Source organism: Kosakonia oryzae (assembly GCF_001658025.2).
Classification (GTDB): Bacteria; Pseudomonadota; Gammaproteobacteria; order Enterobacterales; family Enterobacteriaceae; genus Kosakonia; species Kosakonia oryzae.
Genome location: NZ_CP014007.2, coordinates 2,412,097 through 2,432,142 on the forward strand (window position 1 = coordinate 2,412,097; position 20,046 = coordinate 2,432,142).

The 20,046-nt window shown below is 55.2% G+C and carries 20 protein-coding genes; 9 read left to right on the forward strand and 11 right to left on the reverse strand.

Features of this window, described 5'->3' with window-relative positions; genetic code table 11:
* The first annotated feature begins 80 nt into the window (after positions 1–80).
* Positions 81–1,043, forward strand: coding sequence for a LysR family transcriptional regulator (locus AWR26_RS11515; RefSeq protein ID WP_064565952.1), 963 nt, complete (start codon positions 81–83; stop codon positions 1,041–1,043).
* Positions 1,044–1,118: 75 nt separating this feature from the next.
* On the opposite strand, the gene AWR26_RS11520 is transcribed toward AWR26_RS11515, so the two are convergent.
* From AWR26_RS11520 to AWR26_RS11555, 8 genes are all read right to left on the reverse strand, one after another.
* Positions 1,119–2,048 (reverse strand): 2-hydroxyacid dehydrogenase, encoded by a 930-nt coding sequence (locus AWR26_RS11520; RefSeq protein ID WP_064565954.1) that lies wholly within the window; start codon positions 2,046–2,048, stop codon positions 1,119–1,121.
* Positions 2,045–2,494, reverse strand: coding sequence for a type II 3-dehydroquinate dehydratase (locus tag AWR26_RS11525; protein ID WP_064565956.1), 450 nt, complete (start codon positions 2,492–2,494; stop codon positions 2,045–2,047). Before AWR26_RS11525 ends, AWR26_RS11520 begins: the two co-directional genes overlap by 4 nt.
* 12 nt (positions 2,495–2,506) lie before the next feature.
* Positions 2,507–3,118 (reverse strand): glutathione S-transferase, encoded by a 612-nt coding sequence (locus tag AWR26_RS11530; RefSeq protein ID WP_064565958.1) that lies wholly within the window; start codon positions 3,116–3,118, stop codon positions 2,507–2,509.
* Complete coding sequence (locus AWR26_RS11535; protein ID WP_064565960.1) at positions 3,115–4,110, reverse strand: NAD(P)H-quinone oxidoreductase; 996 nt, start codon at positions 4,108–4,110, stop codon at positions 3,115–3,117. The genes AWR26_RS11530 and AWR26_RS11535 overlap by 4 nt, the downstream gene beginning before the upstream one ends.
* 6 nt (positions 4,111–4,116) lie before the next feature.
* Positions 4,117–5,262 carry an ABC transporter ATP-binding protein gene (locus AWR26_RS11540; RefSeq protein WP_064565962.1) on the reverse strand — a complete coding sequence of 382 codons (1,146 nt, stop codon included), beginning with the start codon at positions 5,260–5,262 and terminating at the stop codon, positions 4,117–4,119.
* 184 nt (positions 5,263–5,446) lie between these two features.
* Positions 5,447–6,604, reverse strand: coding sequence for an acetylornithine deacetylase (gene argE, locus AWR26_RS11545; protein WP_064565964.1), 1,158 nt, complete (start codon positions 6,602–6,604; stop codon positions 5,447–5,449).
* Positions 6,605–6,619: 15 nt separating this feature from the next.
* On the reverse strand, positions 6,620–7,294 hold the full coding sequence (locus AWR26_RS11550; protein ID WP_064565966.1) for a DUF1028 domain-containing protein: 675 nt from the start codon (positions 7,292–7,294) through the stop codon (positions 6,620–6,622).
* Between the two features lie 4 nt (positions 7,295–7,298).
* Positions 7,299–7,733: a RidA family protein gene (locus tag AWR26_RS11555; protein WP_007371833.1), complete on the reverse strand. Its 435-nt coding sequence runs from the start codon at positions 7,731–7,733 to the stop codon at positions 7,299–7,301.
* A gap of 552 nt (positions 7,734–8,285) precedes the next feature.
* Here AWR26_RS11555 and aroQ point away from each other — a divergent pair.
* From aroQ to AWR26_RS11570, 3 genes are all read left to right on the forward strand, one after another.
* Positions 8,286–8,819, forward strand: coding sequence for a gamma subclass chorismate mutase AroQ (gene aroQ, locus AWR26_RS11560; protein ID WP_064565968.1), 534 nt, complete (start codon positions 8,286–8,288; stop codon positions 8,817–8,819).
* Between the two features lie 557 nt (positions 8,820–9,376).
* Positions 9,377–9,754 carry a hypothetical protein gene (locus AWR26_RS11565; protein WP_064565970.1) on the forward strand — a complete coding sequence of 126 codons (378 nt, stop codon included), beginning with the start codon at positions 9,377–9,379 and terminating at the stop codon, positions 9,752–9,754.
* A 229-nt stretch (positions 9,755–9,983) separates the two neighbouring features.
* The gene (locus AWR26_RS11570) at positions 9,984–11,324 is read left to right on the forward strand and encodes a glycoside hydrolase family 28 protein (protein ID WP_071892680.1); all 1,341 of its coding nucleotides are present in this window, start codon (positions 9,984–9,986) and stop codon (positions 11,322–11,324) included.
* A 113-nt stretch (positions 11,325–11,437) separates the two neighbouring features.
* Here AWR26_RS11570 and AWR26_RS11575 read toward each other — a convergent pair whose 3' ends face one another.
* Complete coding sequence (locus AWR26_RS11575; protein ID WP_043953408.1) at positions 11,438–11,794, reverse strand: helix-turn-helix domain-containing protein; 357 nt, start codon at positions 11,792–11,794, stop codon at positions 11,438–11,440.
* Between the two features lie 333 nt (positions 11,795–12,127).
* On the opposite strand from AWR26_RS11575, the gene AWR26_RS11580 reads away from it, so the two are divergent.
* The gene (locus AWR26_RS11580) at positions 12,128–13,303 is read left to right on the forward strand and encodes an efflux RND transporter periplasmic adaptor subunit (RefSeq protein WP_064565974.1); all 1,176 of its coding nucleotides are present in this window, start codon (positions 12,128–12,130) and stop codon (positions 13,301–13,303) included.
* A 23-nt stretch (positions 13,304–13,326) separates the two neighbouring features.
* On the forward strand, positions 13,327–16,482 hold the full coding sequence (gene oqxB / locus AWR26_RS11585) for a multidrug efflux RND transporter permease subunit OqxB (protein ID WP_064565976.1): 3,156 nt from the start codon (positions 13,327–13,329) through the stop codon (positions 16,480–16,482).
* Between the two features lie 65 nt (positions 16,483–16,547).
* On the opposite strand, the gene AWR26_RS11590 is transcribed toward oqxB, so the two are convergent.
* Together AWR26_RS11590 and AWR26_RS11595 are read right to left on the reverse strand one after the other, a co-directional pair.
* Complete coding sequence (locus AWR26_RS11590) at positions 16,548–17,027, reverse strand: RrF2 family transcriptional regulator (RefSeq protein WP_064565978.1); 480 nt, start codon at positions 17,025–17,027, stop codon at positions 16,548–16,550.
* Between the two features lie 303 nt (positions 17,028–17,330).
* Positions 17,331–17,813, reverse strand: a complete 483-nt coding sequence (locus tag AWR26_RS11595) for a glutathione peroxidase (RefSeq protein ID WP_064565980.1) — start codon at positions 17,811–17,813, stop codon at positions 17,331–17,333.
* A 353-nt stretch (positions 17,814–18,166) separates the two neighbouring features.
* Between AWR26_RS11595 and AWR26_RS11600 the strand changes: the two genes are divergently transcribed.
* The 3 genes from AWR26_RS11600 (at position 18,167) to AWR26_RS11610 (ending at position 20,044) form a co-directional block, all read left to right on the forward strand.
* Complete coding sequence (locus tag AWR26_RS11600; protein WP_064568999.1) at positions 18,167–18,712, forward strand: tetratricopeptide repeat protein; 546 nt, start codon at positions 18,167–18,169, stop codon at positions 18,710–18,712.
* Positions 18,713–18,773: 61 nt separating this feature from the next.
* Complete coding sequence (locus AWR26_RS11605; RefSeq protein WP_405055569.1) at positions 18,774–19,250, forward strand: sigma-70 family RNA polymerase sigma factor; 477 nt, start codon at positions 18,774–18,776, stop codon at positions 19,248–19,250.
* Positions 19,247–20,044 (forward strand): anti-sigma factor family protein, encoded by a 798-nt coding sequence (locus tag AWR26_RS11610; RefSeq protein ID WP_064565984.1) that lies wholly within the window; start codon positions 19,247–19,249, stop codon positions 20,042–20,044. The genes AWR26_RS11605 and AWR26_RS11610 overlap by 4 nt, the downstream gene beginning before the upstream one ends.
* Positions 20,045–20,046: the final 2 nt, after the last annotated feature.

The following is a 20,046-nucleotide window of genomic DNA, read 5'->3' on the forward strand; positions in this document are numbered from 1 at the left end:
GCATGATAAGTGCATAAAAATAAGCACTATTAGAATGACTGACGCGACATGATCGCGTCGGCGATCTCAGGAGAACCTGCATGCTCAGTCGCATAACCCAGCGTCAGCTGGAATATTTTGTCGCCTCGGGAGAGGCGGGCAGCATCATTGGCGCTTCAGAACGTATCCACGTTTCGTCGCCGTCGATCTCGGCTGCTATCACCCATATCGAATCTGAACTTGGCGTACAGCTTTTTGTGCGCCATCACGCGCAGGGCGTTTCGCTCACGGCGATCGGTCATCAGGTTCTGAAAGAGGCGAAGCTCATTCTGGAGCAGATGTCGAACCTTTATACTATCGCGTCGGAATCCATGAACCATGTGCGCGGCCCGCTGCGCGTGGGCTGTCTGGATACGCTGGCGCCTATGCTGACGCCCGAACTGGTGTTCGGCTTTGGCCGCGCGTTTCCCGGCGTGCGCATTACGCTTGTCGAAGGCAACCATGAACAGTTGCTGAAACAGTTGCGCACCGCCGACATCGATATCGCGTTGACCTACGATTTGGTTCCCGCCAGCGACATCGCATTTACGTCGCTGGCACAGTTGCCACCGTATGTGATGGTGGGTGAACATCATCCGCTGGCGACACAATCGGCGGTGACCATTCAGGATCTGGCGACGATGCCGATGGTGTTGCTGGATATGCCGTGGAGCCGTGAATATTTCCTCGGGCTGTTTAGCGAGGCGGGCGTAACGCCGAATGTGGTGATGCGCTCCAGCAATATGGAAGTGGTGCGTGCGATGGTGGCGAACGGCGTGGGGTTTGGTATCGCCAACGTGCGGCCGAAAGCGCATCTCTCCCAGGATGGCAAACGCCTGATTCGCGTACGGCTGGCCGGGACCAACAGGCCGATGCTACTCGGTTACGCGACCGCCGCTCACACCCAGCACTCCATGGTGGTTAACGCCTTCGCTGAGCGCTGCCGCGTTTTTATCTCCGACCAGTATATTCCTGGCATGGCGGCACCCAGTTATTTCGATCCGCAGGTGGTGCGGGTGGCGTGATGGATGCCCGGCGGCGCAATGTAACGCCTGGCGCAATGTCGGCAGCATGGCTGCCAGACATTGCGCGGCTTTCCGTTAATACCCACGCTCCGGGAACACCTGATTGGTCACTGATTCACCGCGTGCGGCACGCAGGATGTTTTCTGCCACCTGCTGTGCGGCGCTGGCCGGGATGGCGACCGAGGCCAGATGCGGCGTGATCAGCACGTTATCCATCCGCCACAGCGGATCGCAGGAAGGCAGCGGCTCGCGGTCAAACACATCCAGCGTGGCTTCAGCAATCTGCCCTGAGCGCAGCGCGTCAGTCAGCGCCGCCTGATCGACAATCGCCCCGCGCGAAACATTAATGAACGCCGCGCCGTACGGCAGGCGCGACAGCCGCTCTGCACTCAGCAAGCCAGCGGTGTGCGGCGTGAGCGGCAGCATGACCACCAGAATGTCGCTCTGGCTGAGAAAATCATTCAGCGACGCCAGCCCACTGCTGCACGTTATACCCGTCATCGCTTTTGGCGAACGCGACCAGCCGCGCACGTCGAACCCCTGTCGTACCAGTTCCCGCGCCGTATAGGCGCCCAACTCTCCCAAACCCAGCACACCAACCCGGATGCCGGAAGGTTTGCGTGGATGCAGGTAATGCCAGCGCTGTTCACGCTGCGCGCGTTCAAATGCCGGGATATCGCGCGCGTAGCGCAGCACGGCAAACAGCACGTACCCGGCCATCATGCGTGCCATATCCGGATCGGAGAGACGGATTATCGGAATGTCCGGTAGATCGTCGCGTCCCACCAGCGAATCAACACCCGCGCCGAGATTCACCAACAGTTTGAGATTGCGGTACGGCGCAAAGAAGCCATGAGGCGGTTTCCATGCCAGCGCATAGTGCACCTCATCGGGGTTTTGCACCGTTTCGGCGCGGCAAATCGTCACGCCGGGCAAATGTGGGGCAAGTAAACCGGACCACTCTTCGAAGCTGTCGAATTCGCTGTAAAACACTAATGTACTCATGCAGCGTGCGTTCCCAGCAGGTTGACCACCGCGTCGATCGCCAGCTCGTAACCGGCTGCGCCCAGCCCGGCAATCACACCGGTCGCCGCTTTCGACACCAGCGAGTGATGGCGGAACGGCTCGCGTTTCCAGATGTTGCTCATATGCGTTTCAATGATCGGCCCATCAAACATCAGCAACGCATCAAGAATAGGCACCGAACTGTAGGTTAAACCCGCGGCGTTGATAATTAACCCCACCGCGTTCTGACGCGCCTCCTGAATCCAGTCAACCAATACGCCTTCGTGGTTGCTCTGGCGAAAATGCAATATCACACCATGTGACGCGGCGCGTCGCTGACAGCGCGCTTCGATGCTGACAAAACTTTCGCTGCCGTAGGTGCCGTTTTTATCCAGCCCATACAAATTGGCGTTCGGCCCATTGAGAAAATAGATCTGCTGTGACATGCACACTCCTGATTAATACGGACGCGTCGCGGCCATCGCCGGATGCGCATCGAAGAGGGCGAACCAGGCGGCGGTAAGCGGATGACCGTCGCGCCAGTTGAGCCCGGCAAAGCGGAAGTCGAGATAACCGAGCGCACAGCCAATGGCAATCAGCCCGATATCATTGGGATGAGTGCTGAAACTGCTGGCCTGGCCTTCGATCTCTGCCAGTGCGGCGGCAACTTTTTTCAGCTGCGCGTCAGCCCAGTTCTGCCACTGCTTCTCCGGGGGACGCGCACTGAATTCGTAACGTGCCAGTAATGCAGCATCGATCATCCCGTCGCCCAGCGCCTGGCGTGCCAGACTTCTCCAGCGTGCATCACCCTGTGCCGGGTATAAATCGCCCCCGGCCCGCGCGTTGAGGTATTCGCAAATGACCCGGCTGTCATAGAGACAGAGCCCGTTTTCGGTGCGCAGCGCCGGTACTTTTGCCAGCGGATTAAACACGGCGATACGTTCGTCGCGCTCAATTGGGTGGGCGGCAGAATCCAGCCGTTCTATCTCATCAGCCAGACCCAGTACGCTTGCGCACACCATCACTTTGCGTACATAAGCGGAGGTGGTGGCATAAAAGAGTTGCATCATGGCGCCACCTGCAGCAGCACTTTGCCGATGTTGGCATTGGCCTCAAGGAGACGATGAGCGTCAGCGGCTTGCGCTAACGGTAAGGTTTGATACAGCGTCGGTGCGATTTTGCCTGCGCCGATCAGCGGCAGCAGATGTTTGTTGATGCACTGCGCCAGCCGCATTTTTTCGGCCACGCTTTTGGGGCGCAGGGTAGAAGAGGTGAGGCTCAGCCCTTTGCGCATCACCAGTTGCAGATCGAGTTCAATCTTCGCGCCCTGCATAAATGAAAGGCTGATATGACGTCCGCCCGGCGCTAACGCGCTCAGGTTGCGCGCCACGTAATCGCCACCGACATTATCCAGCACCACATCGACACCGCGTCCTTCGGTTGCGGCAAGCACGACGGCGACGAAATCTTCGCTGTGGCGGTTGATGGCGTGCCAGACACCGAGCTGTTGCAGCGCCGCAATCTTTTCACTCCCGCCAGCCGTCGCAATCACCCGCGCCCCGCATGCCTGCGCACATTGAATAGCAAAGGTGCCAACACCGCTTGCTGCACCGTGAATCAGTACGCTTTCACCCGGCTGCAAACGCCCCAGTTCAAACAGGTTATGCCACACGGTAAATGCCGCCTCCGGCACGCCTGCGGCCTGCGCGAGCGGCAGCGTTTCCGGCACGGATAAACAGAGTTCAGCACGCGCCACGCAGTAGTCCGCATAACCGCCGCCATTGAGCAGCGCCATGACCGGCGAGCCAACCGCGGGGAATTCAACACCCGCGCCCAGCGCCACCACAGTACCGGAGACTTCCAGCCCCAGCACATCGGTTACCCCTGGCGGCAACGGCATGCCATTGCGCTGCAGAATATCGGGGCGATTGACCCCCGCACTGGCCACACGGATCAGCACTTCACCGGCGCCAGGCTGCGGCACAGGGCGCTGTACGCGCTCTAACACCTCCGGGCCGCCCGGGCGGCAGGCAATCACGGCATTCATCATTTCAGGTATCATTGCGGCTTATCCCTGCTTCGCCGTGCTAAATGCGCACACGCCTTCGTCATCGACACTCACGCCAACCAGGCTACCGACTGGCCAGCGCGTCAGCGAATTCAGGCCGGACTGGCGGGCAAACAGCGCGGCGTTGCCCAGTGCAGGCACATCAAGATGGACATCAACATGATCGCCCTGAAAGACATGGGCGATAACCGTGGCGCTCAACAATGAATGCGGGCCAAGCGCAGCCAGTTGAATATTTTCCGGACGGACGTAGACATCAAGGCGCTCGCCAATCGTGGCATGAACGCGCTCTGCTGGCAGACGCAGCACATTACCGCCCAGATCGAGTATTGCATCGCCATCGCGACCGGCGTAGCGCCCCGGCAGAATGTTTACATCACCGACAAAACCCGCGACAAACGGATCCTGCGGACGGCGATAAATCTCATCCGGCGTGCCGATCTGGCGTACATGGCCTGCCGACATCACCACCACGCGATCGCTCATGCTCAGCGCTTCACCCTGATCGTGCGTCACGAAAACGGTGGTGACGCCCAGCTTGCGCTGAATCGCTTTCAACTCAACCTGCATTGACAGGCGCAGGTTTTTGTCCAGTGCGGAGAAAGGTTCATCCAGCAGCAGCACTTTAGGGCGAATGACCAACGCGCGGGCCAGCGCCACGCGCTGCTGCTGGCCGCCAGAAAGTTCACGTGGCTTGCGGTGGCCATAACCGGCAAGTTTCACCAGCGCCAGCGCCTGCTCAACGCGTTCAGCAATCTCGGCTTTCGGCACACCGCGCATACGCAGGCCGTAACCCACGTTCTTCTCGACCGTCATATGTGGGAACAGTGCGTAGTTCTGAAAGACAATGCCGATTTCACGCTGCCAGGGCGGTATATCGGTAACCAGATCGCCATCAATGAAGATTTCGCCGCCGTCCGCTTCGGCGAAACCCGCCATCAGATTCAGCAGCGTGGTTTTACCGCAGCCGGAAGGGCCTAGCAGCGTAATAAATTCCCCTTCCTCAATCATCAGGGAAATTTTGTGTAAGGCGATGGCATCGCCAAAGCGTTTCAGTACGCCATCAAGCCGTACGGCAACGTGAGTGTGCGCGACGGGGGGCAGCGTTGCGGGCTGCGGGAATGTGGTGACTTCTGCACTGACCATGGAATCTCCAGAAACGGGCTATCAAATACTGACCACCAGCATACGGCTTCAGCGTGCATCATGCGGTTAGTGCTTCCTGAAGCTGGCATTTGGAAAAGTTAAAGCAGTAAAGGGTGGGGGAATAAATGCCGGGCGGCCGAGGACGCGCCCGGCATTTACGGTGCGATAGTGTTGGGCGGCAACGTTATGCTTTTTGGCACATCCATATAGCAAGACGGCGTAGCAGGGCATCGCAGGCGTCCAACTGTTCAACGGTGATAAACTCATCCGCTTTATGGCCCTGCGCCATACTGCCTGGCCCGCAGACCACGCTGGGAATACCCGCCTGATGAAACAACCCTCCTTCCGTACCGAATGCGACGGTGCTGAACGCACTGGAACCCGTGAGATGAGCAAGCAGTCGCGCCGCGGCGCTTTGCGCGGCGGTGTACAAACCGGGATAACCGCTGATGGGATAAAAGCGGATCGCCGCATCACTATTCACGGCGTGCATTTGCGGCAGGAGTTCGCGCTGCGCGTAATGCTCCAGTTCCTCGGCTACTTCCTGCGCGTCATCCTGCGGCAATGTGCGGACCTCGAAGTCAAACGTACATTCGGCAGGCACGATATTGAGCGCCCGGCCACCCTGAATAACGCCCGTTTGCACGGTGGTAAACGGCGGATCAAAACGCGCATCCTGATGTTCCGGCGCGGCCAGCCGCTGGCCTATCACCGTAAGCTTCTGGATAAGCTTTGCGGCATATTCGATGGCATTCACGCCCTGTGGTGCGTAGGCCGAATGGCAGGCGGCACCCTGTACTTCACAGCGCACGCCGAGCTTGCCTTTGTGGCCGAGCACGGGTTGCAATTCGGTGGGTTCGCCAATCAGGCAGATATCGGGCTTTTCCGGCCGCTGAGAGAGCGCGTCCAGCAGCGTTCGCACGCCAAGGCATCCCACTTCCTCATCATAAGAGATTGCCAGATGCAGCGGTTGCGCCAGCGGCTGCGTAAGAAAATAGGGTACGGCTGCCAGCATGCAGGCGATAAAGCCTTTCATGTCCGCCGTGCCGCGACCGTACAGTTTGCCTTCTCGCTCAGTCAGCACAAAGGGGGGAACGCTCCAGTTCTGCCCGTCAACGGGCACCACGTCGCTGTGGCCCGAGAGCATCACGCCGCCGCTACCCGATGGGCCAAGCCGGGCATACAGATTCGCTTTGCTGCGTTCGGCGTTGTGAATCAGTTCGCACTCGACACCAAGCCCGGTTAAGTAGCGACGAACAAAGTCGATCAGCGCCAGATTAGATTCGCGGCTGGTGGTGTTAAACGCCACCAGTTGTTCCAGCAGTTTGCGGCTGCTCATCATCAGATCTCCTTGCGGTTACTCGTCGCCCGGCACGCCGTAACCCGGTGCACTGCGGGGATCGAGCGCGCGGGTTAAATAGTCCTGCATCTGCGGTTTGTAGGCTTGCCAGAGCTGGCTAAGTTCAGCAATCGGATCGGCGTCCGTCCAGTCAACGCGTAAATCAACAATCGGCCAGACTGGCGAATCGACAATCGACAGCGCCGCCGAATGCACCGGGCCAGCTTCTCCGCCCGCGAGCAGGCCCGCCTGCATCGCAGCAATGAGCCTGTCAGCAAGATGCCCTGATTGCTGTTCGAAGGCGTTGACCATTGCGGTAATGACCTCCGCGTTTGCCAGCAGATTACCCGCCGCCACGCAGTTCTCCCCGCGCAGCGCGTTGTTCACTCCCAGCGTCTTTTCGCCGCTGTAGAACGCGCTTTCACCGCTGGCCGTCAGCACGGTAACCTGCCGGTACATGGCGTAGTCATCCGTACCAAGCCCGAATTGCAGCGCGGTTTCGGCAGCGTCGCCTTGCTGTAGCCGATCAAGAATGCGCGGCCCCAGCGCCGGTAAGGTGATGTTTTGCGTTGATACCGCGCCGACCTTGCTGCGCAGCCAGGGGCAGCGTGCGCCGACCGCGATGCTGGATGAGCTGATAGCAATGCCGATCTGGCCGGTTTGCGCGCAGCGTCCGATAATCGATAACGTCATGAGTTTAGGCTCCTGATTGCGGCTGCCAGTCGTCCGGAATCACCGCGATAACATCAATTTCCATCAGCCACTGCGGCTGACCAAGCGCAGAAATGACCAGTCCGGTTGAGATCGGAAATACACCCTTCAGCCATTTGCCAACCACTTGATAAACCGGCTCGCGGTAGCGGGGGTCGATGATATAGGTGGTGGTTTTAACGATGTGTGACAGATCGCTGCCCGCTTCTTCCAGCAGTTGTTTCACGTTCTTCATCGCTTGCTCGGCCTGCGCTGCCGGATCGCCAAGCCCCACCAGGTTGCCTTCGAAATCAGTACCAATCTGCCCGCGAACGTACACGGTATTGCCAGCGCGTACCGCCTGGCAAAGATCGTTATCAAGCGACTGATTTGGGTAAGTATCTTTCGTATTGAATTTGCGAATGCGGGTATGTGTGCTCATGTCTGCCTGCCTGGAAATGGGTTCCCGGCAAGGTATACCTTCTCAGGCTACAACAAATAAAACAGAATAATCCGAGGCGTTAGTTTAGAAAATGCGAACGCCCCCAAACCCACACCGCTTTTGTGCGCATAAAACGGCGAAGCGCCCCGGCACAAAAGGCCTGATCACGTGTTTCCATCTTTCCATCGCCGCTTCGTAGCAGACTCGCGGGCTGCCGATGAATCTACATGGATATCAGCGCGTTACATTTCCTTACCGAAAGCCGCTTTGGTGAAATAATAACGTAATTAAATTAATGAAAAGTGAATGATGTGTTCAGGTACCTGATTTGCTGCGTCTTCTTGCAGGTGCCTTTGTTCATCACGCAATGGCGTATCTGAAAAGCGCGCTTGTTAGCCGCCAGTGCCGAATCCATAAGCGCTGCGCGATAACGAGCGGTACAGAAAGCTGGCGTTGCTTATAACAAAGCGCTTACATCCAGAAACGAAATAGTAACCTTTAGTTATATTTGCGCAGTTAAATTAATGTCTCACCTTTCTTTGAGGGCTGGTTATGAAGAATTTCGCATCAACTCTACTCATGTCCGGAAGCGTTTTTGCGGGAGCATCAGCTTCCATCTGTCTTAATGCCCTGTCGTTAATCTTGACTGAACGTATGCAGATAATGAGAGATGTTGCGGCTTACAAGGCGAAGTATCGTTTACCCGTGGAGGATTTAGCGCGGGAACAAAAAGTGTTGGCGGCGGCGCGAAACACGGCGCAAGAGGCCGGGCTGGAACCTCACTCTGTGGAGTCGTTCATCAGTGCGTTGATGACGGCGGGGAAAACGATACAGTATCGCTATCTGGCAGACGGGTTTGCGCCAGCAGATTTATCTGTCACCCAACAGGATCTTGAGGGAATCAGACAGCGTATCAATGAACTGGACAAGCATCTGCTGATGACCATCAGCCAGCGGCTTCGCACAGGTCAACTCTCTTATTCCGAGCGGGCCTGGCTGGCCGAGAAGACCGTCTCCCCGAATCTGACTGAAGCCGAGAAGGATAATTTACTCGACACCATGCGCTTTATTCAGCGTGCCACGTAGGAGACCGCTGCGGCGCTGCCAGGCGATTCAGCGTCCGTACGGGTAAGGGTTTGCGAACCGCTGATCATTCTCAGGGGTTCGATTAACGCTTTGCAGGCCTGGGCGGTACGGAAGAAATATTTTATCACGCGTATGCAATCCGACAGGGTCGGCTGGCGGCGATATCCAATCCGATAATTCAGACGCTGGAAATTAACGATAATTCATCATTATCTGATTCTTCTTACAGCGCTTCTGTTTTTTCATTTGCCAAACGAATTGACGCCATTCCGTCATATTTCAGGTTAGCCGATATCTTCAGCTTCACGTGATAGCTTTTTTATGTCACTGAAAGCCATTTTTCGCTATACGCTGGCGATATTTAACCGCGTTATTGCAGTAAAGTTTAATTTTACAATGTTAAATTTGTCTAATGAAAATAAGAACGCCAGCGGGTGAATTCCCGACGGTGATTTTTAAAGATATTACAAAGCAGTTTACTTTTTTATGCCGGCGGATAATAACACCAATGATATCCGGTAACTGTGTTGGCATTAATGATGACTTACGGAGTGGACATGGCATCCGAAACGCGTAGTTTTATTAACTCTATCGTTAAAAACTTTAAAGAAGCCATTGGCTTGATTAACGTGTTGATCCTGGAACCCGAAGAGCCTGACACCTTGCGTTTGCTGCACGGTAAACTGGACGTTATCAAAGCAGGTATTGAACAGGATATTCGCCTGTTAAGCAGAGCCAGCCTGGACAGTAATGCCATGCTCTGTTTGTACCCAATACACAATGCGCTAAACGCGCTGAACTATTGCCTTGGGCTCCTGAGACACATGCCGATAAATAATCAGTTTTATCATGACTTCGAAGAGGTTAAGCAAGCTGTCAATGCTCTTGATGCCATATCCGGACGGGTTTTTACAAACCCGGGAAGTGATGAATAAGCATAAATTTCCCTTTTACCTGAAATAAAAAACTGTACGGGTTGCTAAAGCCAGCGCGATTTAATCAATGAACGCCTGTTCACTGACTGTGGTAAAAATGAAGAGGCGAAAAATTATATCTTTTTTTTCGCAACAAACATAAACGCCACTTCAACTGAACACCTGTTCGCCAGATGTTTTTATCGCGGCGACGCTACAATACTTTAATAATTCTGATATCGGGAACAGTATGTTTATTCTGCGCTGTCATTTGAACGTAATCCTCGCTGGTATGTTAGCCGTCCCGGTATCAGGGTTCAGCGCGGCGATATTGCCCGAGGCGAGCCCTGATTTGTCTGAGCCTGTGCTGCCCGCGCATATCTGTGCAAAATTGGCTCCCCGCCAGGATTATTCAGCAGGCGACGATAGCCAACGACTTCAGTCGGCGATTAATCACTGCCCACGGGGGGAGGCTTTACAACTCCTTGCCGGTCATTTCTCCAGTGGGCCGTTGACCATGAAATCTGGCGTCACGCTCTGGATTTCACATGGCGCAATACTCGCAGCCAATACTGACCCACGTGTTTATGACAAAAATGGGCGCTGTGGAACCCTCGATGATAAGGGGAATGGCTGTCGGCCTTTTATTGTGTTTAAGAATACCGAAGGTGGAGGCATTGTCGGGGAGGGGACGATTGATGGGCAGGGCGGAGAGCGGATGCAAGGAGAGAATGAATCCTGGTGGCAACTGGCTCGCCGCGCGCAGCGAGAAGGTGCGGCGCAGAATGTGCCTCGCCTGATTGAAATAGATGATGGCTCAAATATGACTTTTCACGGCATTACGCTGCGAAATTCCCCTGGATTCCATGTCACCCTGAAGAATGTGCGCAATGCGACTTTCTGGGGCGTACGTATTGATACTCCTGCGAATGCCCGCAATACCGACGGCATTGATCCTGTTTCGTCGCAGAATATCCTTATTGCTCACAGCTTCATCAGAACCGGTGACGACAATGTGGCGATTAAAGCTGGCGCCGCTGGGCCCACGCGTCATGTGCTGTTAGTGGACAACCATTTTTATTGGGGACACGGCATGTCGATTGGTAGCGAGACGGTGGGTGGTGTCAGCGATATTCGGGTGCGTGATTTGACGCTTGACGGTACGACTTCAGGGCTTCGTATCAAAAGTGATCTCAGCCGGGGTGGGATTGTCAGCGATATCCGCTACGAAAATGTTTGTATGCGGGGGAACCGGCGGCCGCTCGACTTTGATACGCGATATGACGCACACGCGATCGGGAACAACATTCCCGTCTACCGTGATATTTCCCTGACGCATATTTCCGGCGAAACTGGCCAGTTGGTGTTGCGCGGTTATGATGCCGCTCATTCTTTGCATTTTGCCCTGAACGGGGTTCATTTCAGTCATGCAGCCCGCTGGCTAATTGAAGCGGCGCAGATCCGCATTGGCCCGGACGGCGTCTCGCCTGTTCCGGCAGGAGAAGCATCGTTGCAGCCAGCGGTTGTTCCCGTTGATTGCGCAACACACTGGATCCCCTTTCCCGTGACGGATGCGCCATCAGTAAAATGAGTAGCGCAGAAAGCGGCTATTCGAATGAAACGTCAAACTGAACACGCTGGCCTGCGGCTATCAGGCCGACGATTTCCCTCAACTGTCGCGGCGAAACCCACAACGCACCAGCTTCATTGCTGGCGTAAATGCTGCGTTTTCGGGGAACTGATACTGCGGCGCCATGCGCCAGGGGCCTGGCCATACTGACGTTTGAAGCTGCGGTTGAAGGATTGCTGGGAGTCAAAGCCTAACGCCATCGCCACATTCAAAATCGGTTCGTCGCTGTGGGCTAAGCGCTCGACCGATTTTTTCAGCTTCTGCGCGCGAATATACTCGGCGAGACGGTAGCCGGTATGTTCTTTGAATATCCGCTGGAGGTGCCATTTCGAATAGCCGGCTCGCCTGGAAACGGTAGCAATGTCCAGACGGCCTTCAAGGTTGTTGTCGATCCAGTCGAGCAAATCGTGAATAAATGCGCCAGTGTTCATCTCGTTTCCTCACGCAGGCTGATTAAAACGTATCTTTATCTGTTGCATTTAAAGTGGCCCGCTTTTGCATTAATTGCAAGTTTTATTGTTGCATTTAAAACCCTGGCCGAAACGGGTCATTTCCCTGTGCAACAAATAGCACATAAAGTGCAACAATTATTCTTGCACTTAATTAAGCGCCTTCCTACAATCGCCGCGATAGTGTATTCGGAACTGTTACAGTTTTGTGGCGATGAACGACACAAATGGCCTTAAGCCAGCCCGGACAAAGGAAGTGGCGCGGCATCTCCTGCTGCGTCTTGCCCGGCGGCTACAATTAGCGGAATAAAAATAATGAGCCTGCAGAAACCTTGGGTTAACTTTCATTTGAATGCGCTGGGAGTGATATTCCTCTCCGTACTGCTCGTCGGATGCGATAAAGGTGTTGCGCAAAACGCCGTGCCACAAGCTCCCTCCGTCAGCGCAGCTAACGTGGTAGTGAAATCCATTAGTCAGTGGGATAGCTTTAATGGTCGGATTGAAGCGGTGGAAAGCGTTCAGCTCCGCCCCCGCGTCTCCGGCTACATTGATAAAGTGAATTACACCGACGGCCAGGAGGTGAAAAAGGGCGAGGTGCTGTTCACGATTGATGACAGAACCTATCGCGCCGCGCTGGAACAGGCGCAGGCGACGTTGGCAAGAGCCAAAACGCAGGCCAGCCTGGCGCAAAGCGAGGCTAACCGTACCGATAAATTGATCCATACCAACCTGGTATCCCGTGAAGAGTGGGAGCAGCGCCGTTCGGCCGCGGCCCAGGCGCAGGCCGACATTCGCGCCGCGCAGGCGGCGGTGGATGCCGCGCAACTTAACCTGGATTTCACCAAGGTGACCGCGCCGATTGATGGCCGCGCCAGCCGTGCGTTGATCACCAGCGGTAATCTGGTCACTGCCGGTGATAGCGCCAGCGTGCTTACCACGCTGGTATCGCAGAAGACGGTTTATGTCTACTTTGACGTGGATGAGTCAACCTATCTTCACTATCAAAATCTCGCTCGCAGCGGGCAGGGGGCATCCAGTAATCACCTGGCGCTACCGGTTGAGATTGGCCTTGTTGGCGAAGAGGGTTACCCCCACCAGGGCAAAGTGGATTTTCTTGATAATCAGTTAACGCCGAGTACCGGTACGATCCGTATGCGCGCGCTGCTGGATAACTCACAGCGTCAGTTCACGCCGGGACTGTTTGCCCGCGTACGCCTGCCGGGCAGCGCTGAATTCAAAGCCACGCTTATCGACGACAAAGCAGTGCTGACCGATCAGGATCGCAAATATGTTTATATCGTTGATAAAGATGGTAAAGCGCAGCGTCGCGATATTACGCCGGGTCGTCTTGCAGATGGTTTACGCATCGTGCAGCAGGGGCTGACCCCGGGCGATAAAGTCATCGTTGATGGTTTACAAAAAGTGTTTATGCCGGGTATGCCGGTTAATGCGAAAACCGTTGCCATGACCGCCAGCACCGCCCTCAACTGATCCCTTACCTGAGAATCCGAAACATGGACTTTTCCCGCTTTTTTATCGACAGGCCGATTTTTGCCGCGGTGCTGTCGATTCTGATTTTTATTACAGGATTAATCGCCATCCCGCTGTTGCCGGTCAGCGAATATCCTGATGTCGTACCGCCAAGCGTGCAGGTGCGAGCGGAGTATCCAGGTGCCAACCCGAAAGTGATTGCAGAAACCGTGGCGACGCCGCTGGAAGAAGCGATCAACGGCGTTGAGAACATGATGTACATGAAATCCGTCGCAGGCTCCGACGGCGTACTGGTGACCACCGTAACCTTCCGTCCGGGTACAGACCCCGATCAGGCGCAGGTTCAGGTGCAAAACCGGGTATCGCAGGCCGAGGCGCGTCTGCCGGAAGATGTGCGGCGTTTGGGTATTACTACCCAGAAACAATCGCCGACGCTCACGCTGGTGGTGCATCTGTTTTCGCCTGGCGGTAAATACGATTCGCTGTATATGCGTAACTACGCCACGCTGAAAGTGAAGGATGAGCTGGCGCGTCTGCCAGGTGTTGGTCAAATTCAGATTTTTGGCGCGGGCGAATACGCGATGCGCATCTGGCTGGATCCCAATAAGGTGGCGGCACGCGGGTTGACTGCCTCGGATGTGGTGACGGCGATGCAGGAGCAAAACGTGCAGGTTTCCGCCGGGCAGCTTGGCGCTGAACCGCTGCCGAAAGAGAGCGATTTCCTGATCTCGATTAACGCCCAGGGGCGCCTGCACACCGAAGAAGAGTTTGGCAATATTATTCTGAAAACGGCGCAAGATGGCTCGCTGGTTCGCCTGCGCGACGTGGCGCGTATTGAAATGGGTTCCGGCAGCTATGCGCTGCGTTCCCAGCTTAACAATAAAGACGCGGTCGGGATTGGTATCTTCCAGTCTCCGGGGGCGAACGCCATCGATTTGTCGAACGCCGTACGCGCCAAAATGAACGAACTGGCCACGCGTTTCCCGGAAGATATGAAATGGGCGGCACCTTACGATCCGACGGTGTTTGTTCGCGATTCCATTCGTGCGGTCGTGCAAACGCTGCTGGAAGCGGTAGTGCTGGTGGTGCTGGTGGTGATTCTGTTCCTGCAAACCTGGCGCGCGTCGATTATTCCGCTGATCGCGGTGCCGGTATCGGTCGTCGGAACGTTCAGTATTCTCTACCTGCTTGGTTTTTCGCTTAATACCCTGAGTCTGTTCGGGCTGGTATTGGCTATCGGTATCGTTGTCGATGACGCCATCGTGGTGGTGGAAAACGTCGAGCGAAATATTGAAGAGGGGCTTGCACCGCTTGCGGCGGCGCATCAGGCGATGCGTGAGGTCTCCGGGCCGATTATCGCCATTGCGCTGGTGCTGTGCGCGGTGTTTGTGCCGATGGCGTTTCTCTCCGGGGTGACCGGTCAGTTCTACAAACAGTTTGCGGTGACGATCGCGATTTCGACGGTTATCTCTGCCATCAACTCGCTGACGCTCTCTCCGGCGCTGGCTGCTCTGCTGTTAAAGCCGCACGGCGCACCGAAAGACTTCCCGACGAGGCTTATTGATCGTCTGTTCGGTTGGCTGTTCCGTCCGTTTAACCGCTTTTTCCACCGTAGCTCGGACCGCTATCAGGGGCTGGTTGGTAAAACGCTCGGACGACGTGGTGCGGTGTTTGTGGTTTATGTGCTGCTGCTCTGTGCCGCTGGCGTCATGTTTAAAGCCGTACCCGGCGGGTTTATTCCGACTCAGGATAAGCTCTATTTAATTGGCGGCGTGAAAATGCCGGAAGGCTCTTCGCTGGCGCGTACCGATGCGGTGATCCGCAAAATGAGCGAAATCGGTATGAATACCGAAGGCGTGGATTATGCGGTCGCTTTTCCAGGGCTCAATGCGTTGCAGTTCACCAATACGCCGAATACCGGGACGGTCTTTTTTGGCCTGAAACCGTTCGACCAGCGTAAACATACTGCGGCGGAAATTAACGCTGAGATCAACGCGAAAATCGCGCAAATCCAGCAGGGCTTTGGCTTCTCCATTTTGCCGCCGCCGATTTTAGGGCTGGGTCAGGGTTCTGGCTATTCGCTGTACATCCAGGATCGCGCCGGTCTTGGCTATGGCGCGCTGCAAAGCGCGGTGAACACTATGTCTGGTGCGATTATGCAGACGCCGGGGATGCATTTCCCGATCTCCACCTACCAGGCTAACGTTCCGCAACTGGACGTGCAGGTCGATCGTGATAAGGCGAAAGCGCAGGGCGTGTCGCTGACCGATCTTTTCGGTACGCTGCAAACCTACCTGGGCTCGTCTTATGTGAACGATTTTAACCAGTTCGGACGTACCTGGCGCGTAATGGCGCAGGCCGACGGGCCGTTCCGCGACAGCGTGGAAAATATTGCGAATTTGCGCACCCGTAATAATCAGGGCGAAATGGTGCCGATCGGCAGTATGGTGAAGATCACGACCACCTACGGGCCGGATCCGGTGATTCGTTACAATGGTTATCCGGCGGCGGATCTCATTGGTGATGCCGATCCTCGCGTCCTCTCTTCTTCGCAGGCGATGACGCAACTGGAGGGGATGTCTAAGCAGATACTGCCGAATGGGATGAATATCGAGTGGACGGATCTGAGTTTCCAGCAGGCGACTCAGGGCAATACGGCGCTGATCGTCTTCCCGGTCGCGGTTCTGCTGGCGTTCCTGGTGCTGGCGGCGCTGTATGAAAGCTGGACGCTGCCGCTGGCGGTGATCCTGATCGTCCCAATGACGATGCTCTCCGCGCTGTTTGGCGTCTGGCTGACCGGCGGTGATAACAACGTGTTCGTGCAGGTTGGTCTGGTGGTACTGATGGGGCTGGCCTGTAAAAACGCGATTCTTATCGTTGAGTTTGCCCGCGAACTGGAAATTCAGGGGAAAGGCATCATGGAAGCCGCGCTGGAGGCTTGCCGCCTGCGTTTGCGCCCGATTGTGATGACCTCTATCGCCTTTATTGCCGGGACGATTCCGCTGATCCTCGGCCACGGCGCAGGGGCAGAAGTGCGCGGCGTCACCGGGATCACGGTGTTCTCCGGTATGCTGGGCGTGACGCTGTTTGGTCTGTTCCTGACGCCGGTGTTCTACGTCACGCTGCGTAAGCTGGTGACGCGCGGCAAAAAAGTGGAAAGGGATGTTTTGCCTGCGTAGCTTATGGCAAATAACAAAAAACCGCCTTCATAGTGAGGCGGTTTTTTTTCGCAACAGGTCAATAATTAAGACGTTTTTTTATACTGGGCAATCAGTTCAGGCAGCGGATCGCACCCGCTGGTATCGGCTTTTTTGACCTCATCCAGCGCGCTTGCCACGGTATGCTGCGCTAATACCGCTAAGGACGCCTGCTCCGCTTCATTGGCGATAGATTTGAAGTACCAGCAGGCATTAGCGCTGACCACGCAGCGAGCCGGTATATCAGGACGCGACGCCCACAGCCTTTTATCTTCTGTGACAGAAAGGTAGATATCGCGCAGGGTGATCTGGTCCGCCGGGCGACCAAGATGAATAGAGCCGTTGCGGCCAAGCGTTGAGACAATAATGCCGTCACGCGTGAGTGGAACCATTAATTTGCGGATAAAGCTCGGATTGGCTTCCAGGCCGTAGGCCAGAATCGCACTCGTCGAACGTTCACCTAATTGCTCCGCCATCGCTACGCTGAGAACCATCTGCAAAGCTGTCGGGAAGCGGTAATCTAACATTTTTGTATCCTGGGTTGCGGTGAATCTTGTTCTTTTTGGCACCGCAGAGGTGAAAAAACAATAAACAACAATATAACAAATACGGGATTTTTTTTGAAGACGTCCACGCTTGACCTGGCTCGTAAAAAAGAGTTTCCAGTGCGCGCCGAATGTGAGCAATGTATCAATCTGTGTACTTTCTCGATCGCAAATTTCCTGTGCTGTTTGGCAAAGGTAACTCCGCGGGAAAGTCGCCAAAACAAGCGAAATGTTTAAATCAAACCGTTCAACAAGCCTGCTTTGAAGGGTTTGAATGAAAAACGCTTAGATTTCAAGTGCCGCAAGGATTGTGGCTTCCATTTTCTCCGGGGTGGTGAAGGGAGCAAAACGCTTGAGCGGTTTACCGTCGCGTCCGATCAGAAACTTAGTGAAGTTCCACTTGATTCGCCCACCCAGCACGCCGGGTAATTCGCTTTTCAGATAACGAAACACCGGGTGCGCTGCGGCTCCGTTGACCTCGACCTTCCCGAACATCGGAAAGCTGACACCGTAGTTAATGTGGCAGGTCTGGGCGATTTCCTCGGCACCGCCGGGTTCCTGCTTACCGAACTGGTTGCAGGGGAAACCCAGCACCACCAAACCTCGGGCGGCGTATTTCTGGTAGAGCGCTTCCAGGCCGCCGTATTGTGGCGTGAAGCCACAGAGGCTGGCGGTATTCACGACCAGAACCACCTTACCCGCATAGTCGGCCATAGAGATAAGCTGGCCGTCCAGACTGGTGGCGGTAAGTTGATGAAAGGGAGCCATAGCGGAATCCTCAAAGCTGAATCAGTTCGACGTCAACGGCGCCACTGGAGTGTAGAGAATAGATTCTGTTCCTGATTGCGTGGCAGGTCTGGAATCGTGTGCGGTACATCTTTGCAAAGCCGAACGAAAAGAACAACAAACAGGCGACCTTTGACCTGCGTTCCGGGATACAAAGCGAAAAAAGTATTTTTTATCGAATAGATTCAGAAGGTGTGGCGTTTACCCATCATCAACACACTGATGGAATCTAACTTATGACTGAAACCACGCCGCAGTTAATACGACAGCGCTACGATAGTTTTACCCTGGTACTGCATTGGGTTACTGCAGTTTGCGTCATCCCGCAGTTCACCATGAACCTGTTTTCGTTTTTACCTTCCGCAATGATTCAACGTCTGCTGCCGGTGGTGTTTGTTCTGCTCACCACGCCGGTTTTTGCCGCAGGTGACGATAATACCAACAGCAAAACGCCGGATTGTCCCACCGGGCAGGTGTATGACAGCACGACAAAACAGTGCGTCCCTGAGAAAACAAGCCAGCTCAGTGATAAAGATAAAACCAGTTATGCTTATCATCTGGCAAAAAAAGGGGAGTACCAGGCAGCTCTGGATCTGCTTAACACGCTGAAAAATGGTGATACTGCCGAGGCCTGGAATTACCGGGGCTATGCCACGCGTAAGCTGGGCCGTACTGATGAAGGTATCGGCTATTACCAGCGTTCCATAGCACTCGATCCGACCTATGCCAAAGTACGTGAATACCTTGGTGAAGCATGGCTGGTGAAAGGGCGTCCTGACCTGGCAAAAGCGCAACTGGAAACCATCGCCACACTTTGCGGCCATAGTTGCGAAGAGTACAAGGATCTGCAGGCTGCTATCGACGGCCATCCTGAATCCTGAGTAATGGTATGAGGATAATAAAATCACGACCAGTGACGTCCGTCAGCATCTTGCTGAACATCTGACACGCCTGTGGCGCTATGGGCTGGTTCTGTCGCGTAACCGCGAGGTTGCCGAAGAACTGGTGCAGTCTACCTGTGTCCGCGCGCTTGAAAAAAGCGCGCAGTTCACCCCCGGCACACGCATTGACAGTTGGTTATTCACTATTCTGCATTCCATCTGGATTTCAGAGGTGCGTTCCCGCCGGGTGCGGCTGGGGCAGGGGTTCGTCGAAAGCGATGAATTACTGGCGCCGGATACGCATGAACAGGATGAGGCGCGCCTGCACTATGCGAAAATTATGCAGTACGTGAGCGCTCTGCCGGAAGCACAACGCAATGCGGTATTTTTAGTCTATGTTGAAGGTTTTACCTATCAGGAGGCGGCAGATACATTGTCTGTCCCGATTGGCACGATCATGAGCCGGCTGGCTACGGCAAGGGCGAAAATCGCCCAGCTGATTCACACGCCGCATCCTGTACAGGAGAAGCGATATTGAAATCAATGAGATTTACCGCGCCGTACAGCGATGAGGCGATAGTCGCCTGGCTGGATGGCGAAATGCAGGCCAGCGATGCCGAGCGCTTTGAGGCGGCGCTCGGTCAGGATAAACAACTGGCCGAACGAACCGAAGCGCTAAGGCTCAACCAGACTGACATTGCCCGCGCCTTCGCGCCACTGCTGGAAGAGGCACCGCAGTCTCGGCTGGAGGCACAACTGGCCAATGTGCTCGCCCAACCACCGGCAACGACTCCCGGGGCAACCGGAGTCAGCCGACGCGCGTTGATCGCGGCCTCGCTCAGTTTTCTGGTTATCGGCTCAGGGCTGGGCTATTTCGCACGCCCTGCAACAAAACCTCAGGGAGAGAGCGAAAAAATTCGCGACCTTGAGGCTCAGTATATGTCTTTGTACAGTGCAGAAACGTTGCTTGATGCAGACAGTTCTCCATCAGCATTGCAGCGTGGACTGGCGCGTACTGCACAAGACATAGGTTTGCAGGCGAATGAGCAGCAACTTGTGCTGCATGGGGCAGAGCTGAAAATGGTGCGTATGCTGCGCTATGACAGCACCTCGATTGCGCAAATCGCCTGGATGCATGCCGATTATGGCCCGATGGCGCTCTGTATTTCACCGGACCGCCATTCAGCCAGCACAGAACTGAATCACGAGCAGCGCCACCGGATGAATCTCGTCTGGTGGCATGCCAGAGGCTACCAGTTTGTGTTGATTGGCCGTAACCCTGCTTCCCAACTGCAACAAAACGCACTGACATTGCAGGCTGCACTTTCATAGCA